The organism is Mycobacterium terramassiliense, from assembly GCF_900157385.1.
Taxonomy (GTDB): domain Bacteria; phylum Actinomycetota; class Actinomycetes; order Mycobacteriales; family Mycobacteriaceae; genus Mycobacterium; species Mycobacterium terramassiliense.
In genome coordinates, this window is sequence record NZ_LT717701.1 from 601,018 (window position 1) to 622,732 (window position 21,715).

At 68.2% G+C, this 21,715-nt stretch carries 22 protein-coding genes; 13 read left to right on the forward strand and 9 right to left on the reverse strand.

Annotated features, from left to right (window positions below; all coding sequences use genetic code 11):
* The first annotated feature begins 4 nt into the window (after positions 1-4).
* The 3 genes from MTAB308_RS17565 (at position 5) to MTAB308_RS17575 (ending at position 2,984) form a co-directional block, all read left to right on the forward strand.
* The gene (locus MTAB308_RS17565; protein WP_077100806.1) at positions 5-472 is read left to right on the forward strand and encodes a VOC family protein; all 468 of its coding nucleotides are present in this window, start codon (positions 5-7) and stop codon (positions 470-472) included.
* Between the two features lie 13 nt (positions 473-485).
* Positions 486-1,457, forward strand: a complete 972-nt coding sequence (locus MTAB308_RS17570; RefSeq protein ID WP_077100808.1) for an LLM class flavin-dependent oxidoreductase — start codon at positions 486-488, stop codon at positions 1,455-1,457.
* An 87-nt stretch (positions 1,458-1,544) separates the two neighbouring features.
* Positions 1,545-2,984 (forward strand): hypothetical protein, encoded by a 1,440-nt coding sequence (locus MTAB308_RS17575; RefSeq protein WP_077100810.1) that lies wholly within the window; start codon positions 1,545-1,547, stop codon positions 2,982-2,984.
* Positions 2,985-2,989: 5 nt separating this feature from the next.
* Here the strand turns inward: MTAB308_RS17575 and MTAB308_RS17580 are convergent, their stop codons facing one another.
* Genes MTAB308_RS17580 through MTAB308_RS17600 form a run of 5 tightly spaced genes read right to left on the reverse strand, consistent with a single transcriptional unit; the run spans position 2,990 to position 7,035 of the window.
* A complete protein-coding gene (locus tag MTAB308_RS17580) occupies positions 2,990-4,099 on the reverse strand; it encodes an NAD(P)H-dependent amine dehydrogenase family protein (RefSeq protein WP_077100812.1) in 1,110 nt (369 codons plus the stop codon).
* On the reverse strand, positions 4,096-4,701 hold the full coding sequence (locus MTAB308_RS17585) for a TetR/AcrR family transcriptional regulator (protein ID WP_077100814.1): 606 nt from the start codon (positions 4,699-4,701) through the stop codon (positions 4,096-4,098). Before MTAB308_RS17585 ends, MTAB308_RS17580 begins: the two co-directional genes overlap by 4 nt.
* A complete protein-coding gene (locus MTAB308_RS17590; RefSeq protein WP_077100816.1) occupies positions 4,698-5,471 on the reverse strand; it encodes an SDR family NAD(P)-dependent oxidoreductase in 774 nt (257 codons plus the stop codon). The genes MTAB308_RS17585 and MTAB308_RS17590 overlap by 4 nt, the downstream gene beginning before the upstream one ends.
* Entirely contained in the window at positions 5,468-5,965 is a 498-nt protein-coding gene (locus tag MTAB308_RS17595; RefSeq protein ID WP_077100818.1) for a VOC family protein, read from the reverse strand. Before MTAB308_RS17595 ends, MTAB308_RS17590 begins: the two co-directional genes overlap by 4 nt.
* Positions 5,962-7,035, reverse strand: a complete 1,074-nt coding sequence (locus MTAB308_RS17600; protein ID WP_077100820.1) for an NAD(P)H-dependent amine dehydrogenase family protein — start codon at positions 7,033-7,035, stop codon at positions 5,962-5,964. The genes MTAB308_RS17595 and MTAB308_RS17600 overlap by 4 nt, the downstream gene beginning before the upstream one ends.
* 99 nt (positions 7,036-7,134) lie before the next feature.
* On the opposite strand from MTAB308_RS17600, the gene MTAB308_RS17605 reads away from it, so the two are divergent.
* Both MTAB308_RS17605 and MTAB308_RS17610 read left to right on the forward strand, forming a co-directional pair.
* Entirely contained in the window at positions 7,135-7,998 is an 864-nt protein-coding gene (locus tag MTAB308_RS17605; protein ID WP_077100823.1) for an SDR family NAD(P)-dependent oxidoreductase, read from the forward strand.
* Positions 7,999-8,148: 150 nt separating this feature from the next.
* Positions 8,149-8,514, forward strand: a complete 366-nt coding sequence (locus MTAB308_RS17610; RefSeq protein WP_077100825.1) for a hypothetical protein — start codon at positions 8,149-8,151, stop codon at positions 8,512-8,514.
* A gap of 33 nt (positions 8,515-8,547) precedes the next feature.
* On the opposite strand, the gene MTAB308_RS17615 is transcribed toward MTAB308_RS17610, so the two are convergent.
* Positions 8,548-9,354 carry a lysophospholipid acyltransferase family protein gene (locus tag MTAB308_RS17615; protein ID WP_077104470.1) on the reverse strand — a complete coding sequence of 269 codons (807 nt, stop codon included), beginning with the start codon at positions 9,352-9,354 and terminating at the stop codon, positions 8,548-8,550.
* 176 nt (positions 9,355-9,530) lie between these two features.
* Between MTAB308_RS17615 and MTAB308_RS17620 the strand changes: the two genes are divergently transcribed.
* The 5 genes from MTAB308_RS17620 to MTAB308_RS17640 are packed head-to-tail and all read left to right on the forward strand — an operon-like array spanning position 9,531 to position 14,662.
* Positions 9,531-10,607, forward strand: coding sequence for an SDR family oxidoreductase (locus tag MTAB308_RS17620; protein ID WP_077100827.1), 1,077 nt, complete (start codon positions 9,531-9,533; stop codon positions 10,605-10,607).
* 41 nt (positions 10,608-10,648) lie between these two features.
* A complete protein-coding gene (locus MTAB308_RS17625) occupies positions 10,649-12,004 on the forward strand; it encodes a WS/DGAT/MGAT family O-acyltransferase (protein ID WP_077100829.1) in 1,356 nt (451 codons plus the stop codon).
* A 6-nt stretch (positions 12,005-12,010) separates the two neighbouring features.
* Positions 12,011-12,496, forward strand: coding sequence for an NUDIX hydrolase (locus MTAB308_RS17630; RefSeq protein WP_077100830.1), 486 nt, complete (start codon positions 12,011-12,013; stop codon positions 12,494-12,496).
* Between the two features lie 3 nt (positions 12,497-12,499).
* A complete protein-coding gene (locus tag MTAB308_RS17635; RefSeq protein WP_077100832.1) occupies positions 12,500-13,405 on the forward strand; it encodes a haloalkane dehalogenase in 906 nt (301 codons plus the stop codon).
* A gap of 30 nt (positions 13,406-13,435) precedes the next feature.
* Positions 13,436-14,662 (forward strand): cytochrome P450, encoded by a 1,227-nt coding sequence (locus tag MTAB308_RS17640; protein ID WP_077100834.1) that lies wholly within the window; start codon positions 13,436-13,438, stop codon positions 14,660-14,662.
* Here MTAB308_RS17640 and MTAB308_RS17645 read toward each other — a convergent pair whose 3' ends face one another.
* Together MTAB308_RS17645 and MTAB308_RS17650 are read right to left on the reverse strand one after the other, a co-directional pair.
* Complete coding sequence (locus MTAB308_RS17645) at positions 14,663-15,031, reverse strand: hypothetical protein (protein ID WP_077100836.1); 369 nt, start codon at positions 15,029-15,031, stop codon at positions 14,663-14,665. It lies immediately after the preceding gene.
* A gap of 41 nt (positions 15,032-15,072) precedes the next feature.
* Positions 15,073-15,522: a hypothetical protein gene (locus tag MTAB308_RS17650; RefSeq protein ID WP_077100838.1), complete on the reverse strand. Its 450-nt coding sequence runs from the start codon at positions 15,520-15,522 to the stop codon at positions 15,073-15,075.
* A gap of 167 nt (positions 15,523-15,689) precedes the next feature.
* On the opposite strand from MTAB308_RS17650, the gene MTAB308_RS17655 reads away from it, so the two are divergent.
* Positions 15,690-16,085 (forward strand): hypothetical protein, encoded by a 396-nt coding sequence (locus tag MTAB308_RS17655; protein ID WP_077100840.1) that lies wholly within the window; start codon positions 15,690-15,692, stop codon positions 16,083-16,085.
* 56 nt (positions 16,086-16,141) lie between these two features.
* Here the strand turns inward: MTAB308_RS17655 and MTAB308_RS17660 are convergent, their stop codons facing one another.
* A complete protein-coding gene (locus MTAB308_RS17660; protein WP_077100843.1) occupies positions 16,142-17,212 on the reverse strand; it encodes an ATP-dependent DNA ligase in 1,071 nt (356 codons plus the stop codon).
* 25 nt (positions 17,213-17,237) lie between these two features.
* Here MTAB308_RS17660 and ligD point away from each other — a divergent pair, with 25 nt between their 5' ends.
* Both ligD and MTAB308_RS17670 read left to right on the forward strand, forming a co-directional pair.
* A complete protein-coding gene (gene ligD / locus MTAB308_RS17665) occupies positions 17,238-18,266 on the forward strand; it encodes a non-homologous end-joining DNA ligase (protein ID WP_108637443.1) in 1,029 nt (342 codons plus the stop codon).
* Between the two features lie 143 nt (positions 18,267-18,409).
* Complete coding sequence (locus MTAB308_RS17670) at positions 18,410-21,655, forward strand: LuxR family transcriptional regulator (protein ID WP_077104474.1); 3,246 nt, start codon at positions 18,410-18,412, stop codon at positions 21,653-21,655.
* Positions 21,656-21,715 lie beyond the last annotated feature (60 nt).

The following is a 21,715-nucleotide window of genomic DNA, read 5'->3' on the forward strand; positions in this document are numbered from 1 at the left end:
CACAATGACATTCGCTTTGCGGCCGGAGGACTTCTACCATACCGGCATCGTCGTGCCCGACCTCGACGCGGCGATGGCCAGGCTGAGCGCGCTGGCCGGCTACCGGTGGATCACTCCGATGAGCTACACGCTGCCCTTTCGCACCGCCGCCGGCGTCCGCGAACTGACCTCGACCATCGTCTACTCCCTGCAAAGCCCCCACGTCGAACTCGTGCAAGAGGTGCCCGGCAGTCCGTGGACTGCCGCGCCCGGCAACGCCGTCCATCACCTCGGTTACTTCAGCGACAACCTGGCCGAGAGCGCCGGGGCGCTGGAGGCCAACGGCTTTACCTTGGAGATGACCGCCGATACGCCCGGCTCCGATCTCGCGCTGTTCGCCTACTACACGGACGCTTGCGGCACCCGCATCGAGATCGTCGACCGCGGGCTTTTTCCCGACTTCCCCGCATTCCTGCAGTCGATGGCCGGCTGACCGGAGGTTTGACGTGCTATTGACCGTGCTGCGCTTCAATTTTGCTTCCCCGCAGGGCGACCCGCGCGTGCAGAGCGAACTGCTCGCGGCCGCGCTGGAACTGGCGCAGTGGGGCGAATCCCACGGGATCACCTCGATCAGCGTGGACGAGCATCACGCGACCGGGCACGGGTGGAGCTGCAACCCGATCATGGCGGCGTCGATGTTCCTGGCGCGCACCTCGACGCTGATCGCCAGCGTCGACTGCGCGCTGGGGCCGCTGTGGAATCCCGTCCGGCTGGCGGAGGACATCGCGCTCGTCGACAACATGAGCCGCGGCCGGCTGCACACCACCGTGGGCCTGGGCTACCGCACGGTCGAATATGACTCGCTCGGGGTCGATTTCGCCCGCCGCGGCGCACTGATGGACGCCCTGGTCGAGCGGATGCTGTCCGTCTGGTCCGGTGCCGACGCCGACGCGGGAGTATGCACCGGTACCTGGACGCGGCCGCATCCGCCGCTGTACGTCGGTGGCGGTTCGCGCGCCACCGCGCGGCGGGCGGCGCGTTTTCGGCTGCCGCTCAGCCTGGCCGACCACCTGCCCGAGATCGCCGCCTACTACCGCGAGCTGTGTTCGGGGGCCGGCATCAAACCCCTCATCCTCATGCCCGGCCCGGTCAATCGCGGGATGATCTACCTGCACGAGGATCCGGACCGGGCCTGGGCGGAACTCGGTGAGCACATCCTCTGGGAGGCAGTCACTTACGGCGGATGGTCGGCCGAGGAGCGTTCGCTCATGCACCTGCCCGGCGTGCGGACCCTGGACGAGGTCAAAGCCTCGGGACGGTACCGGTTCCTGACTCCCGACCAGCTCGTCGCCGAAGTGCGAGAGTCCCGGCAGTACGGGCCGCTCGTCCTGCATCCGCTGGTCGGTGGGATGCCGGTCGACGAGGCGTGGAAGTCGGTTCAGCTGCTCACCGACAAGGTCCTGCCCGCGCTCGTCTGATCGCCCCCGCGCACAGCGGGCGCGGCGAGGTGTCGCCGTGTGGTTCGATCAGCACGAGCGACGGCCGACAATGGAGGCAGGACAAACGTGACACGACGATTCGGCGGGATCCTCGCGGTCCCGTTCCTCGCGGCGCTGGCGATGCTGCTCGCGCCGTCTGCTTGGGCCGACGGCTACACCGACCAGGTGGTGGGCCGGTTCAACGCGCAGACCCACGTGGTGGCGGACGCCGCGGGCCGGCCGCCGCTGGAAAACGCCGACAAGCTGAACCAGCAGATCCTCACCAGCAGGTGGGCGTGGAGCCCCGCCCCGCCGGTGTGGGTGGCCGCGGTGGCGCCCGACCAGACCGGTGTGACGACGCCGGACGCCATCCACAACATCATCGTGGGCCGCGATCCGGGGTTCAGCGGCGTCATCCTGGTCATCGACGCCAAGGGCTATCACGTGCGCGCCTACAACGTGCCGAGGGTGATCGCGGACAGCGTGGACCCGTTCCTGGGACAGTCGGCCAGGGAGCACCGCAACGACCCCTACGGCGCGACCAGTGACTTCGTCAGCAAGCTCTCCGGTGTGACCGCCGCGTCCGGTAGCACGGTGACGACTTCGCCCGTCGGCAGCGCCAGGCACACCGGCTTGGCTCCGCTGTGGACGGCGCTGATCGTCATCGGCGTCGCCCTGGCGGTAGTCGGCCTGATCTGGTTCGCCGTGAGCCGAAGCCGCAAGCGCCGCAAGGACAACGAGGCGCGCGAGTGGATCAAGGGACAGCTGATCGCCGCCGAATCCGAGGTCGCCGATCTCGACAACGCGGTGATCGCCAACGCCGACATCGACGTCAGCGCGGAGTCGCTGAAGGCGAACGCGGGTCTGGGCGACGCCCGAAAGGCCTACCAGGCGGGCGATTACACCGCTGCGCGGGCTCACCTGCGGGCCGTGCAGGCCACCGTGAACAAAGCGAACCGCAAGCTGAACCCGGGGCCCAACGTTTCCGCCGTGACGTCGGTGCCGGAGCAGGACCGCAAGCAGGCCACGGTGCGGGCGAAGGACCCGGACACCGGGCAGTACGTGACGATCAACAACAACAACTACAGCACCACCCCGCAGCCCGGCTATGCGAACTACTACCCCGGTGGCATGTACAACGGGATGTTTTTCTACCCCGGTTACTACCCGTACGCGTTCTGGGGGCCGGGCTGGGGTTGGGCCCTCGCCGATGTCCTGTTGATCGACGCCATGCTCGACGACCATTGGGGCGGCAGTTACGACCGCGGCTTCGACGCCGGATGGGATTCGGCGACGGCGAATCAGAGCTTTGACTACGCCCCGAGCGGCGGCTACGACAGCCAGCAGGGCGACGCCGGCTTCGACGGGGGCTACCAGTCTTCAGGCGGCGGCGACACCGGTTTCGGCGGCTACGACTCGGGCGGCGGCTACGACTTCGGCGGATCGGACTTCGGCGGCGGGTTCGACTCGGGCGGGTCGGACTTCGGCGGCGGGTTCGACTCCGGCGGGGGAAACGACGGTTTCTGAGGCCCTCAGAAGGCCGAGATCCCGTCGCGACGCGGGTGCAGCGCCCCGACCGGTGAGGTCAGCGGGAGATGCAGTGCGTCAACGATTCCCGGCTCGGCCTCGCAGACCCTGGGGATGGCGTTGACCGCGCGCATGCCGGTTGCCAGCAGGCCGTGATCGTTGTGGCTGTCGCCGGGCCGATGCCCGACTTCGAATTCGGCATCGAAGCTCGGCTCACCGTCGATGACGACGCGCCAGATGCCATCGGTTCCGCCGGTGCGTCCCTTGGGCCAGTCGGGGGCGAGGTCGTCGGCGATGCGGTCGACGTGCTCGATGGTGATGACGTCGACGCCGTCGACGACCCCGATGCAGCGCGCCCGGGTGGCGCCGACTGTCCCCGCTTCGACAAGCCCGAACGCGGTGGGAATGTCACGCGGCGTGGCCTGAAACTCGCACGTTTCGCGAATGTCGTCGAGTCGCGCCCCCAGCGCGTCGGCCACCATCGTGACCGCGGCGCCCCAGCCCCAGCGGAGGACGCCCGGCCTCATCAGGCCGCCTTGGTAGTCCAGCGGCTGGCCGAATCCGAACAGCTCGCGCATGTCGTATTCCGCCGGGTACTCGGAGTAGTTCGTGATTTCGATGCCCCGCACCGAATAAACCTTGTGCGACATCGACATCAGCGCGATCGGGAACAGGTCGGCGCCGAACCCGGGCTCGATGCCGCTGGAGAACAACGAGCTGCCGCCGGTGTCGGCCGCGCCGCGGATCGCATCGATCACCTTCTCGGGCAGCGAGCCGCGCGGGTACACCAGCCCCGGTATCGCGGTCGTCACCACGTTCTTGCCGGCGGCAAGAATTCGGCACAGGTCGCCGATCGCCTCCTTCATCCGGGGTGGGGCAGGCGCCGCGTAGACGACGCAGTCCGCATCGCCGCCGAGGATCGTCGACTCGTCTTGGGTGGCGAGAACGCCGACGGGAGCTATGCCGGCGAGTTCGCCGGCGTCCTTGCCGTTCTTGCTGTCCGAGTGCACCCACACCCCGACGAGATCGAGGTTGGGACGGTCGGTGACGGTTCGGATCGCGTACTTCCCGACGCCGCCGGTGGCCCATACCGCGACTTTGTACCTGTCCTTCACGAGATCGACTTCCTTTTCCAGTGGTTGCCCTTGACCGCTTCGAGGGCCTCGGTGACGTAGAGATCCAGCGTTCGCGGCGCCCCGGATTGCCGCACCCATTGCTGGAAGGCGAAATCGGCTGCCGCGAAGGCAAGTTGGACCAGCAGGCCGGGCCGGAGGTCGTCCCCGGGGTTGGCGCCCATCCGTTCGCCCACCAGCTTGGCGGCGCGTTCTTTGTCGGCGGGCGTGTGGATCGTGGCCTTGTCGAGCAAGCCGGGGGCGACCAGCAGGGCTTCTCGCCACTCCTCGACGTCGGCTTGGTCGAACGAGCGGATCCGCGCGACGATGGCGTTGATCAGCGCGACATCGGGCGACTCCCGGGGTGGCCGCTGTTCGAGCAGGTTGACGATCGCGGCGCCGCCGTGCCGCACGGGAGCCAGCAGCAAGTCCTCCTTCGTCGGCACGTGGCGGAAAAAAGTGCGCGGGGAAACGCCTGCGGCCGAGGCGATTTCCTCGGTGGTCACCGCGTCGTAGCCGCGCTCGATGAACAGCCGGAACGCCGCGCGCCGGATCTCGGCGCGGATCTGAGCGCGCTGTCGATCCCGCAGGGACCCCTCGGTCATCGGAAACAGCCGATGCCACCGTCGACGTGAATGGTCTGTCCCGTGATGAACGTCGCATCGGTGCCCAGCAGGAACGCCACCAGCGCTCCGACGTCGGTGCGGACGTCGCCGATCCGCTTCATCGGCACGCGTCGAACCGCCTTGGCGTAATCGTTGGGCGCGAACTGCTTCCACAGCTTGACACCGTCGGACTCGGCGAACGGGCAGATGACGTTGACGCGGATGTTGTCGCGGCCCCACTCCAGCGCGGCGACCTTCGACAACCCGCGGATGGCCTCCTTGGCGGCGGCGTAACCGCCCCACCTCGGTTCACCGCCGGTGCCCGTACCCGAGCCGAGGTTGACGACCGACCCACCACCGGCCGCGACCATCACCGGGTGGGCGGCCTGCATGAGCAGGAATGTCGCGCGGGGGCCAACGTCGTAACCGAGTGCCAGGTCTTCGGTGGTGACATCGACGAACGGCTTGGGCTCATTGGTGGCGATGGCGTTGTTGACCAGCCCGTGCACGGTGCCGAAGGCGTCGACGGCGGCGGCCACGATCCGCGGGGCGTTGCCGGGGTCGCGCAGGTCGGCGACCAACTTCTCCACCGGGCCCGCGGCACTCAGTTCGTCGGTGGTGGCGCTCAGGGCGTCGGACTGAATGTCGACCAGCAGCACCGACGCACCGCGCTCGAGCAGCGCCGCCGCTATGCCCTTGCCGACGCCCTGCGCGGCGCCGGTGACGATGGCGACGTGCCCGCGCATCGAGGCCGGGTGCGTATACGTCATCGCGCGGGCCCGATGTGCAACGGCACGCCCCGGTGCATCTCGTAGGTGCTGCGCACCCCGTTGGGCAGCTCGATGAACTCGACCGGCGTCCCGTCGGGGTCCTTGACGAAAAACATTCGCACACCGCCTATTTCGAAGGGATCCTGGTCGGGCGTGTAGCCCGCCGCGTGCAGCCGGCGGTGGGTGTCATCGAGGTCGCGGACGGACAGCGAGACGTTGTGGATCCCGGTGCCGGCCCGGCGTGCCGGTGGGTCGGCGGTGGGCTTGGCGCCCAGCGAGAGCAACTCGACCATCAGCCCGCCCAGCAGGCCGCCGACCACCCGGCCCTCCTGATTTCTTTTCGCGTGCAACACCGCGTCGAAGGGCTCGCCGGAGATCAGCGTTTCGAAGACGATGTCCATGCCGAGCGCGTCGCGGTAGAACGCCAGCGCGCGGTCCATGTCGGTGACGCCGATGACGAGGTGGCAGAACGACACGTCGCCCACGACGGTCATGGGGTCGCCGCCGCAAGATCGGGGGCCGGGCGGCCCGCGAACAACGGCAGCTGGAGGTAGGTCTTGATGCCGGGCGCGGCGGCGCACACGTCGGGGATGGCGTTCACGCAGTGGTTGGCCGTGGCGACCACGCCCGGATTCTTCACCAGCCCTTCGGCGATCGTCTCGGGTTGCAGACCTTTGAAGGTGAGGCTCACGGTCGGGTCGCCGGTGATCTCGACCTCGAAGCGTTCGCCCCGCCCGCCGAAATTCCAGGCCGGCTCCAGGTCTTGTTCGCCCATCAACCAGTTCACCGCGGCGGTGATGACCGGTTCGCCATCCACCAGGGCCTGCCAGCGGAAGCGGCGCGCGGCCACCGTTCCCGTGGTGATCGGGAAAGGGGCGTAGTCGATGTCGGCGGTCGCCACCGCGACGTCTTGGATGGTCCGTATGTTCGGTTCGATGCGAAATCCCATGTGGTCGGCGATCATTCGGACCGATTGCTTGAAGCCCGCCTCGAGCAGGCTGGCCATGGGGCCTTGCATCGCTTCCTCGGGCGTGCCGCCGAATCCCATGATGTGGCGCACGACGTCCGGGGCGTTGTAGGTGCGGATGTCGGAGAACTCCTCGGCGCGCACGTGCGTGACCGCCGACGACAGCGACGACACCATGAGCGGGAACCGTTCGGTGATGCCCCCGGGGTGGATCCCCGAACCGTGCAGGGTGACCCCGCCCTCGAGCGCCGCGTCGGCAACCGCCTGGTGGCGGGGATTGCCCGGGTCCGGGTACACCCAGCCGACCGGGGTGACCACGTTCTTGCCGGACCGCAAGATCGCGATGACCTCGTCGTCGTTGGGGACCAAGGGGCTATAGACGACGCAGTCCGCCTCCAGGGCCAGCAGCTCGTCGACGTTGGTGGTGGCGGCGACGCCGAGCGGCGCCGTGCCGATGATGTCGCCGACGTCCACGCCGTCCTTGCTCGCACTGTGCACCCAGCAGCCGACCAGGTCCAGCTGCGGATGATTGAGCACGCACGCGATGGCGGCCTTGCCGACACCTCCTGTCGCCCATTGGATGACGCGGATGTTCATGTGGCCTCCCAGGTGCCCCGCCTTTACACGCCGACGGCTGAAATGGCACAGTATGACCCGCTGACAGTCACTGTCAATGACGCACAGGAAGGCCTGACGATGGGCGCCCTCGACGGCAAAATCGCGATCGTCACCGGAACCAGCCGCGGTGTGGGCGTCGGCATCGCCCACGAATTGCTACGCGCGGGCGCCACGGTCATCGGCTGCTCGCGCTCGCCGCTGGCGGCCATCCCGGGTGTCGACGCGGAACCCGACTGGGCGGCCCGAGCCCACCAAAAGGTTTGCGACCAAGGCGATTACCGCTCGATCGACTCATTCGTCGCCGATGTCGTGGCCGCGCACGGGCGCATCGACATCCTGGTGAACAACGCCGGCGGCACGGTGCCGGCGCCGCACGCCGAAAGCATTCCCGAACTCGTGCAACGCATCCAGGGCGCGCCGCCGAGCGACGACGACTATGAGCGCACGGCGCTGTTTCACGCGTACGCGATCCAGATGAACCTCATCAGCCCGCTGTGGTTCGCGATCCGCGCGTACCGGCAGATGAGCACCCAGGACGGCGTGGGCTGCATCATCAACATCTCCAGCGGCGCCGGGCACCCCGCCGGGTCGCCCACGCTGGTCTCCTATGGCGCGGCCAAGAGCGGGCTCAACCAGCTGACCCGGTCGCTGGCCGAGGAATGGGGGCCCAACGTCCGGGTCAACTGCGTCGCGCTGGGCCCGACCATGACCGAGAATTTCCGGTCGTTCGTCCTGCCGAAGGACGACCCGACCGGCGAGAAGTACTTCGCCGCCGTCCCGCTGCGCCGGGCGGGCGAGCCGGCGGAGGTGGGCCGGGTCTGTGTGTTCCTGGCGAGCGGAGACGCGGACTTCGTCAACGGCACCACCATCGAATGCGACGGCGGCATGCTGCCCGGCGTGCTGTACGACGCGGGCCTGAAGACCATCACGGACCTGCTGTAGCGCCGTCTTCGCTCGTCCACCGAAACTGCCCACGTTGATCAACGGCGGTGCTAACTTCCCGGTTAGTCAATGGTTCGGGGAGGCACCATGCATCGGATAGTCGCTGCGGCAACGTGGGCCGCGCCAGTGATCGTCGCAGTTGGCTGCTGCATGGGAACGCAGCGGGCCGCCGCGGACAATCCGGTCTGCATACAGACGTGGTGTTCGTTCTTGTCCCCGTCCGGCAACATCGGCTGCGAGATGGATTACCAGCGCAACGGCGTTCCCGACGAAACCTATTGCCAGTCCACCTCGCCGCCGCAGTCCGCGCGGCTGTCCACCGACGGAACCTTCAAGAGCTGCGCGGGGGAGTCCTGCCTCGGCAACGCGGGGGAGGGCACGCCCACCCTGCCCTACGGCCAAACCGCTTGGATGGGTCCCTTCAGCTGCCGGTCGGAAGAAAGTGGCATCACCTGCAAGGTCACGTCCGGCCGCGGATTCACCATTTCCAACGCGGGGATCGAGCCGCTCCGGTAACGGTCAGATCGCCACGCCGGAGTGGCCGCTCGCTTAGCCAAGGATCGGGAGACGGCGCTCGCGGCCCAGCGCGTCGAGGGCGGCCTGCATGACCGAGCGCACGTAGGCGTCGACCTCATCGACGTCGGGATCCTCACCGAACCTCGCGGCGACATCGATCGGCTCCAGCACCCGATAGACGATCTTGGCCGGCAACGGCATGTTGGCGGGGAAGAAGACTGTCATACCGAAGGGGAAACCGATAGTCACCGGGAGGATCTCAATCCGAAAGCGCTTGAATCGCAGCCGCTTCGCGAGCCAATTGCCCCGGGTGAGGAATAGCTGCGTCTCCTGACCACCGATTGACACGGCGGGCACGATCGGCACGCCCGCTTCGATTGCGGTCCGCACATATCCGGTACGGCCGCCGAAGTCGATGACGTTCTGGCTCAGCGTCGGTCGGAACGCGTCATAGTCGCCGCCCGGAAATGCCAGCACGACTCCGCCCGAGCGCAACACCTCGCCGGCGTTTTTCCGGCTGGCATGAATGACGCCGAGGCGGCCCAAGGCCGCGCGAAACGGCGTGAAGAACACGCCATAGTGGGCGAGGGTGTACAGCGGGCGGTCGTAGCCGAATCTGCCGTAGAGCGCTGGGGCCAAGACGTTCCAGTCGGGTGTCAGCACGCCACCGGAATGGTTGGACACCAACAAGGCGCCGCCGGCCGAGGGGAAGGTTTCCAAGCCCCGCACCTCCGGCCGGAACCATCGGTTGATCACGGGCGTCACCGCATTGATCAGAAGCTCGGTGAAGGTGGGGTCCCACTTGGCCACCTCGTGCGGGGCCACTTCGTCGCCGGCCATGTTCACTCCTGCGCTGCAGTCCAATGCGGTCATGCTCGCGCGCCCATGGGGCGCCGCGGCAGAGCCACAATTCCCCGCAGCCGGGGACCAATGGCGGCCATGGTGGGTCAAAAGACTCGTTCGAACCACCGCGGTCATCGATACCGTCAGCCCTCGAGTGAGTTAGAGGTGCGCCCATGACTGTATTGATGACCGGATTTCCCGGCTTTCTCGGCAGCGCACTGCTGCCGGGAATCCTCAAACGCGTTGACAGCTCAGCAATCTGCTTGGTGCAGCCCAAGTTCGCGCCGCTCGCGGAGCGGCGCGTGGCTGAACTGAGCGGTGCCGATCCGTTCCTGGAGGGCCGGATCGCGGTGGTCGAGGGTGACATCACGCAGCCTGGTCTGGGCCTCGCGGCGGATGCGCTCACCGGGGTCACCGAGGCGTGGCACCTGGCCGCCGCCTACGACCTGGCCGTGCGCCGCGACGTGGCGGTCCGGGTCAACGTCGACGGCACGCGGAACGTCCTGGATACGCTCGAACGCTGCCCCATGTTGACGCGACTGCACTACTTCAGCACGTGCTACGTCAGCGGCCGCTACGCCGGCCCGTTCGGCGAGGAAGACCTCGAAGTCGGCGCTCCGTTCAACAACTACTACGAGGAGACCAAGAACCTCGCCGAGGCGGAGGTCCGCCGGCACATGGCCGCCGGCATGCCGGCCACGGTCTATCGCCCCGCAATCGTCGTCGGTGACAGCCGCACCGGTGAGACGCAGAAGTTCGACGGACCCTACTTCGTCATGCAGTGGCTGTTGCGGCAGCCACGCCGCGCGCTCCTACCGCTGGCCGGCGACCCGACGGCGACGCGGGTGAACGTGGTGCCGCGCGACTTCGTCGTCGATGCGGTCGGGTACTTGAGCGGCCTTCCCGCCTCCGAGGGCCGAACCTATCAATTGGCGGATCCGCGCCCGCTCACCGTCGAGGAGATCGCGGAGGCGCTCGCCGAGGCGACGGGCCGGCAACTCATCAAGGTGCCGTTGCCGCGCAAGCTGGCCAGGGCGTCCCTGGCGCACGTGCCGGGGCTCTACCGCCTGATGCGGATCCCGCCCGAGGCGGTCGACTACTTCGCCCACCCCACCACCTATTTGACCGACCATTGCCGCGCCGACCTCGCCGGCAGCGGCATCGAGGCGCCGCCGTTCCGCAGCTACGTCGATCGGCTCGTCGAGTTCATGCGCGGCCATCCCGAGGTCGGGTCGGCGGCGATGTTCTGAGAGCGCTTCGCGTCGCGAGCCGTTCGGGGTCTAATTGGTGGATGGAACTGATGATGCCCACCGACGCGGTCTTCCTGCTGGGGGAATCCCGTGAACACCCTATGCACGTCGGCGGCTTGCAGTTATACGAGCCACCCCCGGGCGCCGGTCCCGACTTCGTCCGGGAGTTCACGGACGCGCTGATCTCCAGCGACGAATTCCAGCCCACATTTCGCAAGCACCCCGCGACGATCATGGGCGGGATAACCCCAATGGCGTGGGCCTATGACGACGAGGTCGACGTCGACTACCACGTTCGGCGCTCGGCGCTGGCCTCACCGGGCCGGGTGCGCGAACTGCTGGAGCTGACCTCCCGGCTGCACACCAGCCTCCTCGATCGCCACCGCCCGCTGTGGGAGCTCTATGTAGTGGAGGGGCTGAAGGACGGCCGGTTCGCCATGTACTGCAAGATGCATCACGCGCTGATCGACGGCGTCTCGGCGCAGAAGCTGATGCAGCGCGCACTGTCGAACGATCCCGATGACCCCGAGATTCGCGCGCCGTGGAGCCTGGCGAAACCCAAGCGCAAGTCCAGCCCCACCTCCCGGGTGGGCTCACTGCTCCGGACGGCGGGATCGGTTGCGGCGCTTGGTCCTTCGACGGTGTCGCTGGCCCGCGCCGCCCTGTTTGAACAGCAGGTGACGTTGCCGTTCGGCGCCCCGCGCACCATGCTGAACGTCAAGATCGGGGGCGCCCGCCGCTGTGCCGCCCAGTCCTGGTCGGTGGACCGCATCAAGAGCGTCAAGCGGGCCGCGGGGGTGACTCTCAACGACGTCGTCCTGGCCATGTGCTCGGGTGCGCTGCGCTACTACCTGCTCGAGCAGAACGCGCTGCCGGACACGCCCCTGGTCGCGATGGTCCCGGTGAGTCTGCGTCGCGAGGACGAGGCCGACGCCGGCGGCAACCTCGTCGGCGCGATCCTGTGCAACCTGGCCACCGACGCCGACGACCCCGCGGAGCGGCTCCAGGCCGTCAGCGAGTCGATGCGCAGCAACAAGAAGGTGTTTTCCGAATTGCCCCGGATCCAGGCGCTGGCGCTGTCGGCGATGAACATGGGCTCGCTGGCCCTGGCCGCGGTCCCGGGTTGGGTGAACTCCACGTCGCCGCCGTTCAACCTCGTCATATCGAACGTGCCGGGTCCCCAGGAGCAGCTGTACTGCGGGGGTGCGCGGCTCGACGGCAACTACCCGCTGTCGGCCATCCTGGACGGACAGGCGCTGAACATCACCCTGGTCAGCAACGCCGGCAATCTCGATTTCGGTCTGGTCGGGTGCCGTCGCAGCGTTCCGCACCTGCAGCGCCTGCTCGCGCACTTGGAGTCGTCGCTCAAGGATCTGGAACGCGCCGTCGGGGTCTGACGGTCGATGCCGACGCTCAGCGCGGGCGTGCTGGTGTACCGGATCGTCGACGGCGTCGTCGAGGTCCTGATCGCACACCCGGGTGGCCCGTTCTGGGCACGCAAAGACGATGGCGCCTGGTCGATTCCCAAGGGCGAGTATGCCGACGGCGAGGATCCCTGGGCCGTCGCGCAGCGCGAGTTCCATGAGGAACTCGGGATGCCGGTGCCGGCCGGGCCGCGCGTCGACCTCGGCGCGCTGAAACAACCGAGCGGCAAGGTGATCACCGCGTTCGCCGTCGCGGCCGATCTCGACGTCACCGACGCGCGCAGCAACACCTTCGACATGGAGTGGCCCAGGGGCTCGGGCCGGATGCGGGAGTTTCCCGAGGTCGACCGGGTTGGCTGGTTTACGGTGGCGCGGGCACGCGCGAAGCTGCTCAAGGGTCAGCGCCCTTTCCTCGATCGGTTGCTGGCCGATCCGGCGCTGGCGGGATTGGACGAAGGGACTTGAAATATGCAGACGCTCCGCACCCCCGACGACCGATTCGACGACGTGCCCGACTTCCCTTATGCGCCAAGGTATTGCGAGATACCGGACGGCGAGGGCGGTGCGCTGCGGGTCGCCTGGGTGGAGGACGGGCCGCGGGATGCCGACCCGGTTCTGATGCTGCACGGCGAGCCGTCCTGGTCGTACCTGTACCGCAAGATGATTCCGATACTGGTGTCCGCCGGGCACCGCGTCATCTGCCCCGACCTCGTCGGCTTCGGTCGCTCGGACAAGCCGACCCGCCGCGAAGACCACAGCTATGCGCGCCACGTCGAGTGGATGCGCGCCGTCGCCTTCGACGTCCTGGGCCTTCGCGACGTGACCCTGGTGGGCCAGGACTGGGGCGGGCTGATCGGATTGCGGTTGGCGGCCGAGCATCCGGAGCGGTTCGCCCGGCTGGTCGTCGCCAACACCGGTCTGCCGAACGGCGAGCAGCCGATGGCCGAGGACTGGTGGCATTTCCGTAAGGCCATCGACATCATGCCGGACCTCAACATCGGGTGGTTCGTGCAGGGCGGATGTATCCAGCAGCTGAGCCACGGGGTGTGCGCGGCGTATAACGCGCCGTTTCCCGATGACGAGTACTGCGCGGGGCCACGGGCGATGCCCGGGCTGGTGCCCACCACACCGGACGACCCCGCCGCGGCGGCCAACAAGGCGGCGTGGGCCAAGCTGTCCGTGAGCCCGACGCCCATGCTGGTGGCGTTCAGCGACAGCGACCCCATCACCGGGCCAATGGCCGCGATTTTTCGGCGCGAGATGCGCGGCGCCCAGGGTGTCGACCACCCGACGATCCGCGGCGCCGGGCACTTTCTGCAGGAGGATGCCGGCGAGGAACTGGCCAACCACATCGTGGAGTTTCTGCGGCGCTGAGCCGACCGCCGGTGCGGGCAGAATGTGAGCATGACGACCGCCCAAGCCGAATCGCAGGGGCTGTTGCTGCAGCTGATCGACCCGGCCAACCGCGCCGACCCGTATCCGCTGCTGGCACAGTTTCGTGACCGCGGTCCGCTGCGACTGCCGCAGACCAACCTCACGGTTTTCTCGGCGTACCGAGACTGCGACGAGGTGTTGCGGCATCCGTCGTCGAGCAGCAGCAACATGAAGTCCACGGTCGCGAAGCGCCAGCTCGAGGCGGGATTGTTGCAGCCCCGGCCGTTCCCGCCGGGGTTTTTGTTCCTCGATCCACCCGATCACACCCGGCTACGCAAGCTGGTCGCCAAGGCGTTTTCGCCGAAAGTGGTGAACGCGCTGCAACCCGAAATCGTTGCGCTGGTGGACGGACTGCTTGATCGGATCGCCGAGAAGGGCGAGTTCGACGTCGTCGAGGATTTCGCCTATCCGCTGCCCGTGGCGGTGATCTGCCGGCTGCTCGGCGTGCCGCTCGACGACGAGCCGCAATTCAGCCAGGCGTCGGCGGTGCTGGCGCAGGCGCTGGACCCGTTCTCGACGATCACCGGTGTCCCGCCGGACGTTGTGAATGAGCGAATGCAGGCGGTGCGGGGGCTGCGCGGCTATCTCCACGACTTGATCGAGCGGCGGCGGTCAGAGCCGGGCGACGACCTGTTATCGGGCCTGGTCGCGGTGGAGGAGTCCGGCGATCAGCTGACCGAGGAGGAGATCGTCTCCACCTGCAATCTGCTTTTGATCGCCGGACATGAGACCACGGTGAACCTGATCGGCAATGCGATCTTTGCCATGCTGCGCCACCCCGAGCACTGGATGGCCCTGGGCGCCGACCCGGCCCGGGCTCCGGCGATCGTGGAGGAGACGCTGCGCTACGACCCACCCGTGCAACTGGCCGGGCGGGTCGCGGCGGCGGACATGACGATCGGTGACGTCGACATGCCCGCGGGCGACATCATGATGGTCCTGCTCGCCGCGGCCCAGCGTGATCCCGCCGAGTTCGACCGGCCCGACAGCTTCGACCCGGACCGGGGGACCCTGCGGCACTTGGGATTTGGCCGCGGAATTCACTATTGCCTGGGCGCACCGCTGGCGCGGCTGGAGGCCGGCGCGGCCCTGTCGGCGGTCACGGCACGCTTCCCCCGTGCGCGGCTGGCCGGTGAACCGCACTACAAGGCCAACGTCACGCTGCGCGGCCTATCGGAGCTGATGGTCGCGGTCTGATCAGCCGCGCTCCCACGGCGCGCTTTCGCCCATCTTCTTGTAGTACTTCGCCAGGTGGCTTTTGACGCGGGCGACGTCTGCCCTGGGCAAATCGATACCGCCGCGAGCGCCGTCCATGATCGCGCCCGCAATCATCACCCCCCGCGGCACCGCTTTGAGTTCGCCGCCGATCACGTCGGCGAACAGCAGCTTGTATGCCGTGAAGTTGTCCTTTTTGCCGCTGTCGTACCAGATGTGGGCGTCCCGGTATTTCTGGTTCGGTTTGTCCCGGGCACCGGCCCACTTGCGCACCCGCTTTTCGGCGGCGGCGCCGTCCCACGGGCGGTCGCGGTCGGCCAGCGGCAGATCCTTGAACGCTGTTACGGACATGGTTTTCCGCGTGCCCGCTGAAAGGCCCGGATAAACGCCGACTAACCGTCCGCTTCGGCGGCCTCGGGGACCTCGCCGGCTCGGCCGGCCGCGGCCAACGCGATCGAAACCGGTACGGGCGTGGCCATCTCGATTTTTCCGTGCGGATCGTAATAGGCGCCGATGGTGTACTCGCCTTCGGCCTCGACCGGGAAGCTCAGGTTTTCGGTGAAGCACCGGTACTTGGACGGTCGGTCGCCATCGTCCGGCCAGTGCCACGACGCCTCGAGGCTGCCGCATGGCTCCCACGCGGGATCTTTGCACACGACGTGCAGTTCCGCGTCGTAGTCACCACCGGACCGCGCGTGCACCACGAGGACGATCGGAACAATTGCCAGCAAGGGGATTTGGTCGACCCGATACCACGTCGTGGGTATGCCGGTGGCATAGATCGCGCCGTTGTCGTCCAGCGCGGCACTGCCGGCCACGAACAGCGCGGCGATATTCAGCATCACGACAGCTTAATTCGCAAGAAATTCGCAAGTGATCGGCGGTAGCTTTCGGCTCGGCGAACTGAAGTTGGGACCGGTAGCAACGCGGGCGATGTCGAATTGCACAGCAACCCGGCCCACCAGGGCCCCCACCATCGGAAAGGACAACGATGAGCAACGTTCGTTCCATGACACGACGAATCGCGCGGGCCGCGACGACGGCGTTGGTGGCCGGCGGTATCGGCGTGGCCGGCCTTGGCCCGACCGCAGCAACCGCCCACGCGCACCCCGGCCCCGTGCCGCTGAACGCCTGGCCCGGCTGCCCGAACGATCACCCGCAGGGGCCCTGCCACTGGTGCCCCGGGGATCCCCCCGTGCAGACGGGCAACCTTCGGGTCGACCCCGTACGTTGGGACGCGAATGTCTGCCACACCTACTGGTACGTGTATCCGGGGCAGGGCAACGTTGCCAACATGATTTTCGAGGGCGACAGTCCGCCCCCGCCACCCCCGCCGGCGGGGCCGGGCCTGATCAACAGAGACAACTGCCAGCAGATCCTCGGGATCTTCTGCCCTCACGCCTGATCGGACGCGTGGCGATCGCAAGCGCGGCGCAGCCGGGCGCGGCGGGTCGCCACCATCTAGGCCGGCCCGAGGCCGGGCACGATGTCGCCGAGGCGGAACGTCACCGGCTGCTCGAGCTGCGCGTAGGTGCACGAGCGGGGGTCACGGTCGGGTCGCCACCGGCTGAACTGGGCGGTGTGCCGGAACCGCGGGCCTTCCATGTGGTCGTAGCGGACCTCGACCACCCGCTCGGGTCGTAGCGGCACGAACGAGAGATCCTTGCCGGCGTTCCAGCGCGAGAATTCGTTCTTGCGCGGCGTGCGTTCGCCGGCCTCGTGCGCGGCCCAGTTCCACGGGTGCCCCTCGAAACCGGTTACCAGCGCCTGCAATTCGGCGAACAGCCGTCGCCGTTCGGCCATCGCCAAGGCGCCGATCACGCCGACCGAGGCGAGCTGCCCGTCGTCGGTGTAAAGCCCGAGCAGCAGCGAGCCGATCGCTTCGCCGCCCGACTTGTGTACCCGATAGCCGGCGACGACGCAGTCGGCGGTCCGCTCGTGCTTGATCTTGAACATGACGCGCTTGTCCGGCTGATACGTGACGGTCAACGGCTTGGCGATGACGCCGTCGAGCCCGGCGCCCTCGAACTCCTCAAACCATCGTTGCGCGGTATCCGGGTCGGTGGTCGCCGGCGTGAGATGAATCGACGGCCCGGAGCCCGCCAAGGCGTCGACGAGGGCGGCGCGCCGCTCGTGGAACGGGCGCCCGGTGTAGTCGTCATCGCCGAGTGCGAGCAGGTCGAACGCGATGAACGCGGCCGGCGTCTTCTCGGCCAGCATCCGCACCCGCGAATCGGCCGGATGGATCCGCTGCTGCAGCGCCTCGAAGTCCAGGCCGTGGTCGCTCGCGACGACGATCTCGCCGTCGATCACGCAGCGTTGCGGTAGTTCGGCTCGCACCGCCGCGACCAGCTCGGGGAAATAGCGCGTCATCGGGCGCTCGTTGCGGCTGCCCAGCTCGACCTCGTCGCCGTCGCGAAAGCAGATCGACCTGAAGCCGTCCCACTTGGGTTCGTACGACGCGTCCGCGGGGATCGATCGCACCGGCTTGGCCAGCATCGGCGACACCGGCGGCATGACGGGCAAGTGCATGAGGTCATTGTGCTGGAATCATCGGGTGGCTGTTGCAGCGGAGGAAATCGACGTCGACGGCATCGCCGTGCGGCTGACCAACCCCGACAAGGTTTATTTCCCCGCGCTGGGGTCGGAAGGGACCAAGCGGCGGCTCGTCGAGTACTACCGGGCCGTGGCGGGCGGGCCGATGCTGACCGCGCTGCGCGACCGGCCCACCCATCTGCAGCGTTTCCCGGACGGCATCGACGGCGAGGAGATCTACCAGAAGCGGGTACCGCAGCACCATCCCGACTACCTGGAGACCTGCCGGGTGACGTTCCCGTCGGGACGCTCCGCCGACGCGCTGAAGGTGACCCACCCGTCGGCGATCGTGTGGGCGGCGCAGATGGGCACCATCACGCTGCATCCGTGGCAGGTGCGCTGCCCGGACGTCGACCATCCCGACGAGTTGCGCATCGACCTGGATCCGCAGCCCGGCACCGGTTTTCAGCAGGCGCGCGCGGTCGCCGTCGATGTGCTGCGGCCGCTGCTCGACGAACTCGGCCTGGTCGGCTACCCGAAGACCTCGGGCGGGCGTGGGGTGCACGTGTTCCTGCGCGTCGCGACCGACTGGGACTTCGTCGAGGTGCGCCGGGCGGGCATCGCGCTGGCCCGCGAGGTGGAGCGCCGTGCGCCCGACGCCGTGACCACCTCGTGGTGGAAGGAGGAGCGCGGCGAGCGGATCTTCATCGACTTCAACCAGAACGCCCGGGACCGCACCATGGCCTCGCCGTATTCGGTGCGGCGCACGCCGATCGCGACGGTGTCGACGCCGCTGACGTGGGACGAGCTGGCCGGCGCCGATCCCGACGACTACACCATGGCGACCGTGCCCGACCTGGTGCGGCGCCGGTCCGATCCGTGGGCCGGCATCGACGACGTGGCCCAGTCGATCGCGCCGTTGCTGGAGATGGCCGACGCCGACGAGAAGCGCGGACTGGGCGACATGCCCTATCCGCCGAACTACCCGAAGATGCCGGGCGAGCCGAAGCGGGTGCAGCCCAGCAAGGACACGGACCGCAAGCGGACCTGAGCCGGAAGAAGTCCGCGTGCGCAGCGGCTAGACGTACGCGTTTTCGCTGATGTTTTATTGCGCCTGTGGGCCGCATGCTGGCTAGCATGAGCGAGATTGATCCACGCGCGGATGCACCGCTGGTGGAGTGGAGCGATCTTGGTGTGAGCGGGCTTTTGCCGACGGGCACAGTAACGCTGCTGTTGGCTGATGTGGAGAACTCGACCGGGTTGTGGGAGTCCCAGCCCGAGCAGATGACCGCGGCGTTCGCGCGGCTGGATGAGGTGTTGTCGCAGCTGCTGGCCGCCCATGGTGGGATGCGCCCGGTGGAGCAGGGTGAGGGCGACAGCTTTGTGGTGGCCTTCGCGCGGGCCAGTGATGCGGTGGCGTGCGCGCTGGGTTTGCAGCGGGCGCCGTTGGCTCCGATCGGTTTGCGGATTGGGGTGCATACCGGCGAGGTGGTGTTGCGTGGCGAGGGCAACTACATCGGTCCGGCCATGAATCGCACGGCGCGGCTGCGTGATTTGGCCCGTGGCGGGCAGACGGTGTTGTCGGGTGTGACCGAGGCGCTCGTGGTCGACACGCTGCCGCCCGATGCGTGGCTGATCGATCTGGGCACCCACGAGCTGCGCGGTATGGCCCGCCCCGAACGCGTGGTGCAGCTGTGCCATCCCGACCTGCGCACCGAGTTTCCGACCTTGCGCACGCCAAAAAGCATTGCCGCGCACAATCTTCCGTCGCAGTTCACCCGGTTTGTGGGCCGCCGCCTACAGGTGACCGAGGTCCGCAAGCTGTCGTCGGAGGACCGGCTCGTCACCCTGACCGGGGCGGGCGGGGTAGGCAAGACGCGCCTGGCCGTGGAAGTCGCGAGCCAGTCGGTGGCCGAGTACGGCGATGGTGTTTGGTATGTGGATCTGGCGCCGATCACCGACCCCGAGCTGGTGCCGGTGACGGTGGCCCGCGCGCTGGGGCTGCCCGACCAGCCCGGCCGATCGACGATGGACACAGTGCTGCACTTCGTTCGCGATCGCCAGCTGCTGATGGTGCTGGACAATTGCGAGCACCTGCTGGACGCGTGCGCGGAAATGGTTGTCGCTCTCTTGAGTGCGACACCGGGGCTGAGCCTGCTGGCCACCAGTCGTGAACCGCTCGGCGTGGGTGGCGAGGCGACGTGGCGAGTGCCGTCGTTATCGGTGGCCGACGAAGCCATCGAGTTGTTCGCCGACCGTGCGCGTCTGGGCCACACCGGTTTCGCCCTCACCGACGACAGTGCCGCCGTTGTTGCCGAGATCTGTCAGCGTCTCGACGGGATGCCGCTGGCAATTGAGCTGGCGGCGGCACGTGTACGGGCGTTGTCGCTGCCCGAGATCCTCGGCAGCTTGCACGACCGCTTCAGGCTGCTGACCGGCGGGTCGCGCACCGCGGTGCGCCGCCAGCAGACGCTGCGCGCGTCGGTGGATTGGTCGCACGCGTTGCTCACCGAGCCGGAGCGGGTCCTATTCCGCCGGCTGGCGGCATTCTCGGGTGGCTTCGACCTCGACTCCGCCCAGGCAGTCGCCGCCGGCGGCGAGATCCAGCGCTACCAAGTGCTCGATCAACTCAGCCTGTTGGTGGACAAGTCTCTGGTGGTGGCGGACGAGAGCGGCAGCCGAACGCGCTATCAGCTCTTGGAGACGGTGCGCCAGTACGCGCAGGAAAAGCTCGGGGAGTCCGGCGAGGCCGATGCCGTGCGGACGCGCCACCGCGATCACTACACGGCGATGGCGGCTCTGCTCGACGCGCCAGCGGGCAGTGATTACGAGCAGCATCTCGAGCAGGCCGAAACCGAGATCGACAACCTGCGCGCCGCGTTCGGGTGGAGTCGCGAAAAGTTCGATCTCGAGCCGGCGTTGGCGCTGGCGTCGTCACTCCAGCCGCTGTGGCAGGGACGTGGCCGCCTCCGGGAAGGGCTGGCCTGGTTCAACGCCGCCCTCACCGGCGACAACGCGCCGTGTCCGGAGGTGGCGGGCGCGGTGCGGGCGAGCGCGCTCGCCGACCGAGCCTTGCTCGCCACCTGGATGGGCGAGCCCGACACTTTGGATCAGGCTCAGCAGGCTCTGGCGCTCGCGCTCGAGGTCGACGACCCCTCGCTGCTGGCGCGGTCGCTGAGCGCCTGCGGGTACGTAGCCGCCTACACCAATCCAGAGGCGGCCCGGAGATACTTCGCGGAAGCGATCGGCCCGGCCCGGGCGTCGGGCGATCGGTGGAGTCTTAGCCAGATCCTGGCCTCGCAGGCGGCCGGGGCAATCGTGGCGGGTGACCCGATCGCGGGGCGCGCGGCCGCCGAAGAAGGACTCGACCTTGCCGATGCGATCGGTGACCGGTGGACCTCGCGCCGGTGCCGCTGCGGCCGCGGAATCACGCAGCTTTGGCAGGGCGATCTGGCTGGAGCCGTAGCGCAGTTTCGCGAGGTCGCTGCCGAGGCTGAGGCTGCCCACGACCATGTCTTCAGGGGGGACAGCCTCGCATACCTGGGCGTTGCACTCGCGCATAAGGGCGACGCGGATGCGGCCCGCGCCGCCGCCGACGCCGCCGTCGAAGCCGCTGTCGAGCTGGGTCGGCTCAAAGCGGGCGTCGCCTACGTCACGTTGGCTGTCGCGGCCTTGGCTGTCGGCGATGCTGCGACAGCGCGGGACGCAACCGAGGCCGCGCCTGAGCTGAGTGTTCATTTGGAGGGGCGCCGCGCCATGGGTGCGGAAACCGCGCTGGCGGCCGGGGATTTGATCGCTGCGCGCCGTCGGGCCGACGACACGATCGCGACGGCTTCCGGCTTTTGGTTGATGTCGGCCCTGACCACACGCAGCCGCGTAGCGATCGCGCAAGGCGAGCCGGAGCTGGCCGAACGCGACGCCCACGACGCGCTCGCAATCGCCGCCGAGATCGAGGCATACCTCTTGGTCCCCGACATTTTGGAGTGCCTCGGTGTGCTGGCCGGCGACACCGGCAGCCACCGCGGGGCCACCCGCCTCTTCGGCGCGGCGCGCGCCAGCCGTCAGCGCATGGGCACCGTGCGCTTCAAGGTCTTCGACGCCGGCTACGAGGACTCTGTGGCGGCGCTGCGAGCAGCGTTGGGGGAGAAGGACTTTGACTCCGCCTGGGCCGAGGGCGCCGCGCTGTCCACCGGGGAGGCGATCGCCTACGCGCGGCGCGGGCGCGGCGAACGCAAACGGCCCGCCAGCGGCTGGGCGTCGCTCACGCCAGCCGAGCGCGACGTCGTAAGACTCGTCAGCGAGGGGCTCGGCAACAACGACATCGCCACAAGGCTGTTTGTTTCACCGCGCACCGTTCAGTCCCACCTCACCCACGTCTACGCCAAACTCGGCCTGACGTCGCGGGTGCAGCTCGCGGCGGAGGCGGCCCGCCAGGCCTGAGCGGCCTCGCGTCCGCTGTCGGACTTCAATCAGGGAATCTCCAGCTCACGGGTTTTTCGC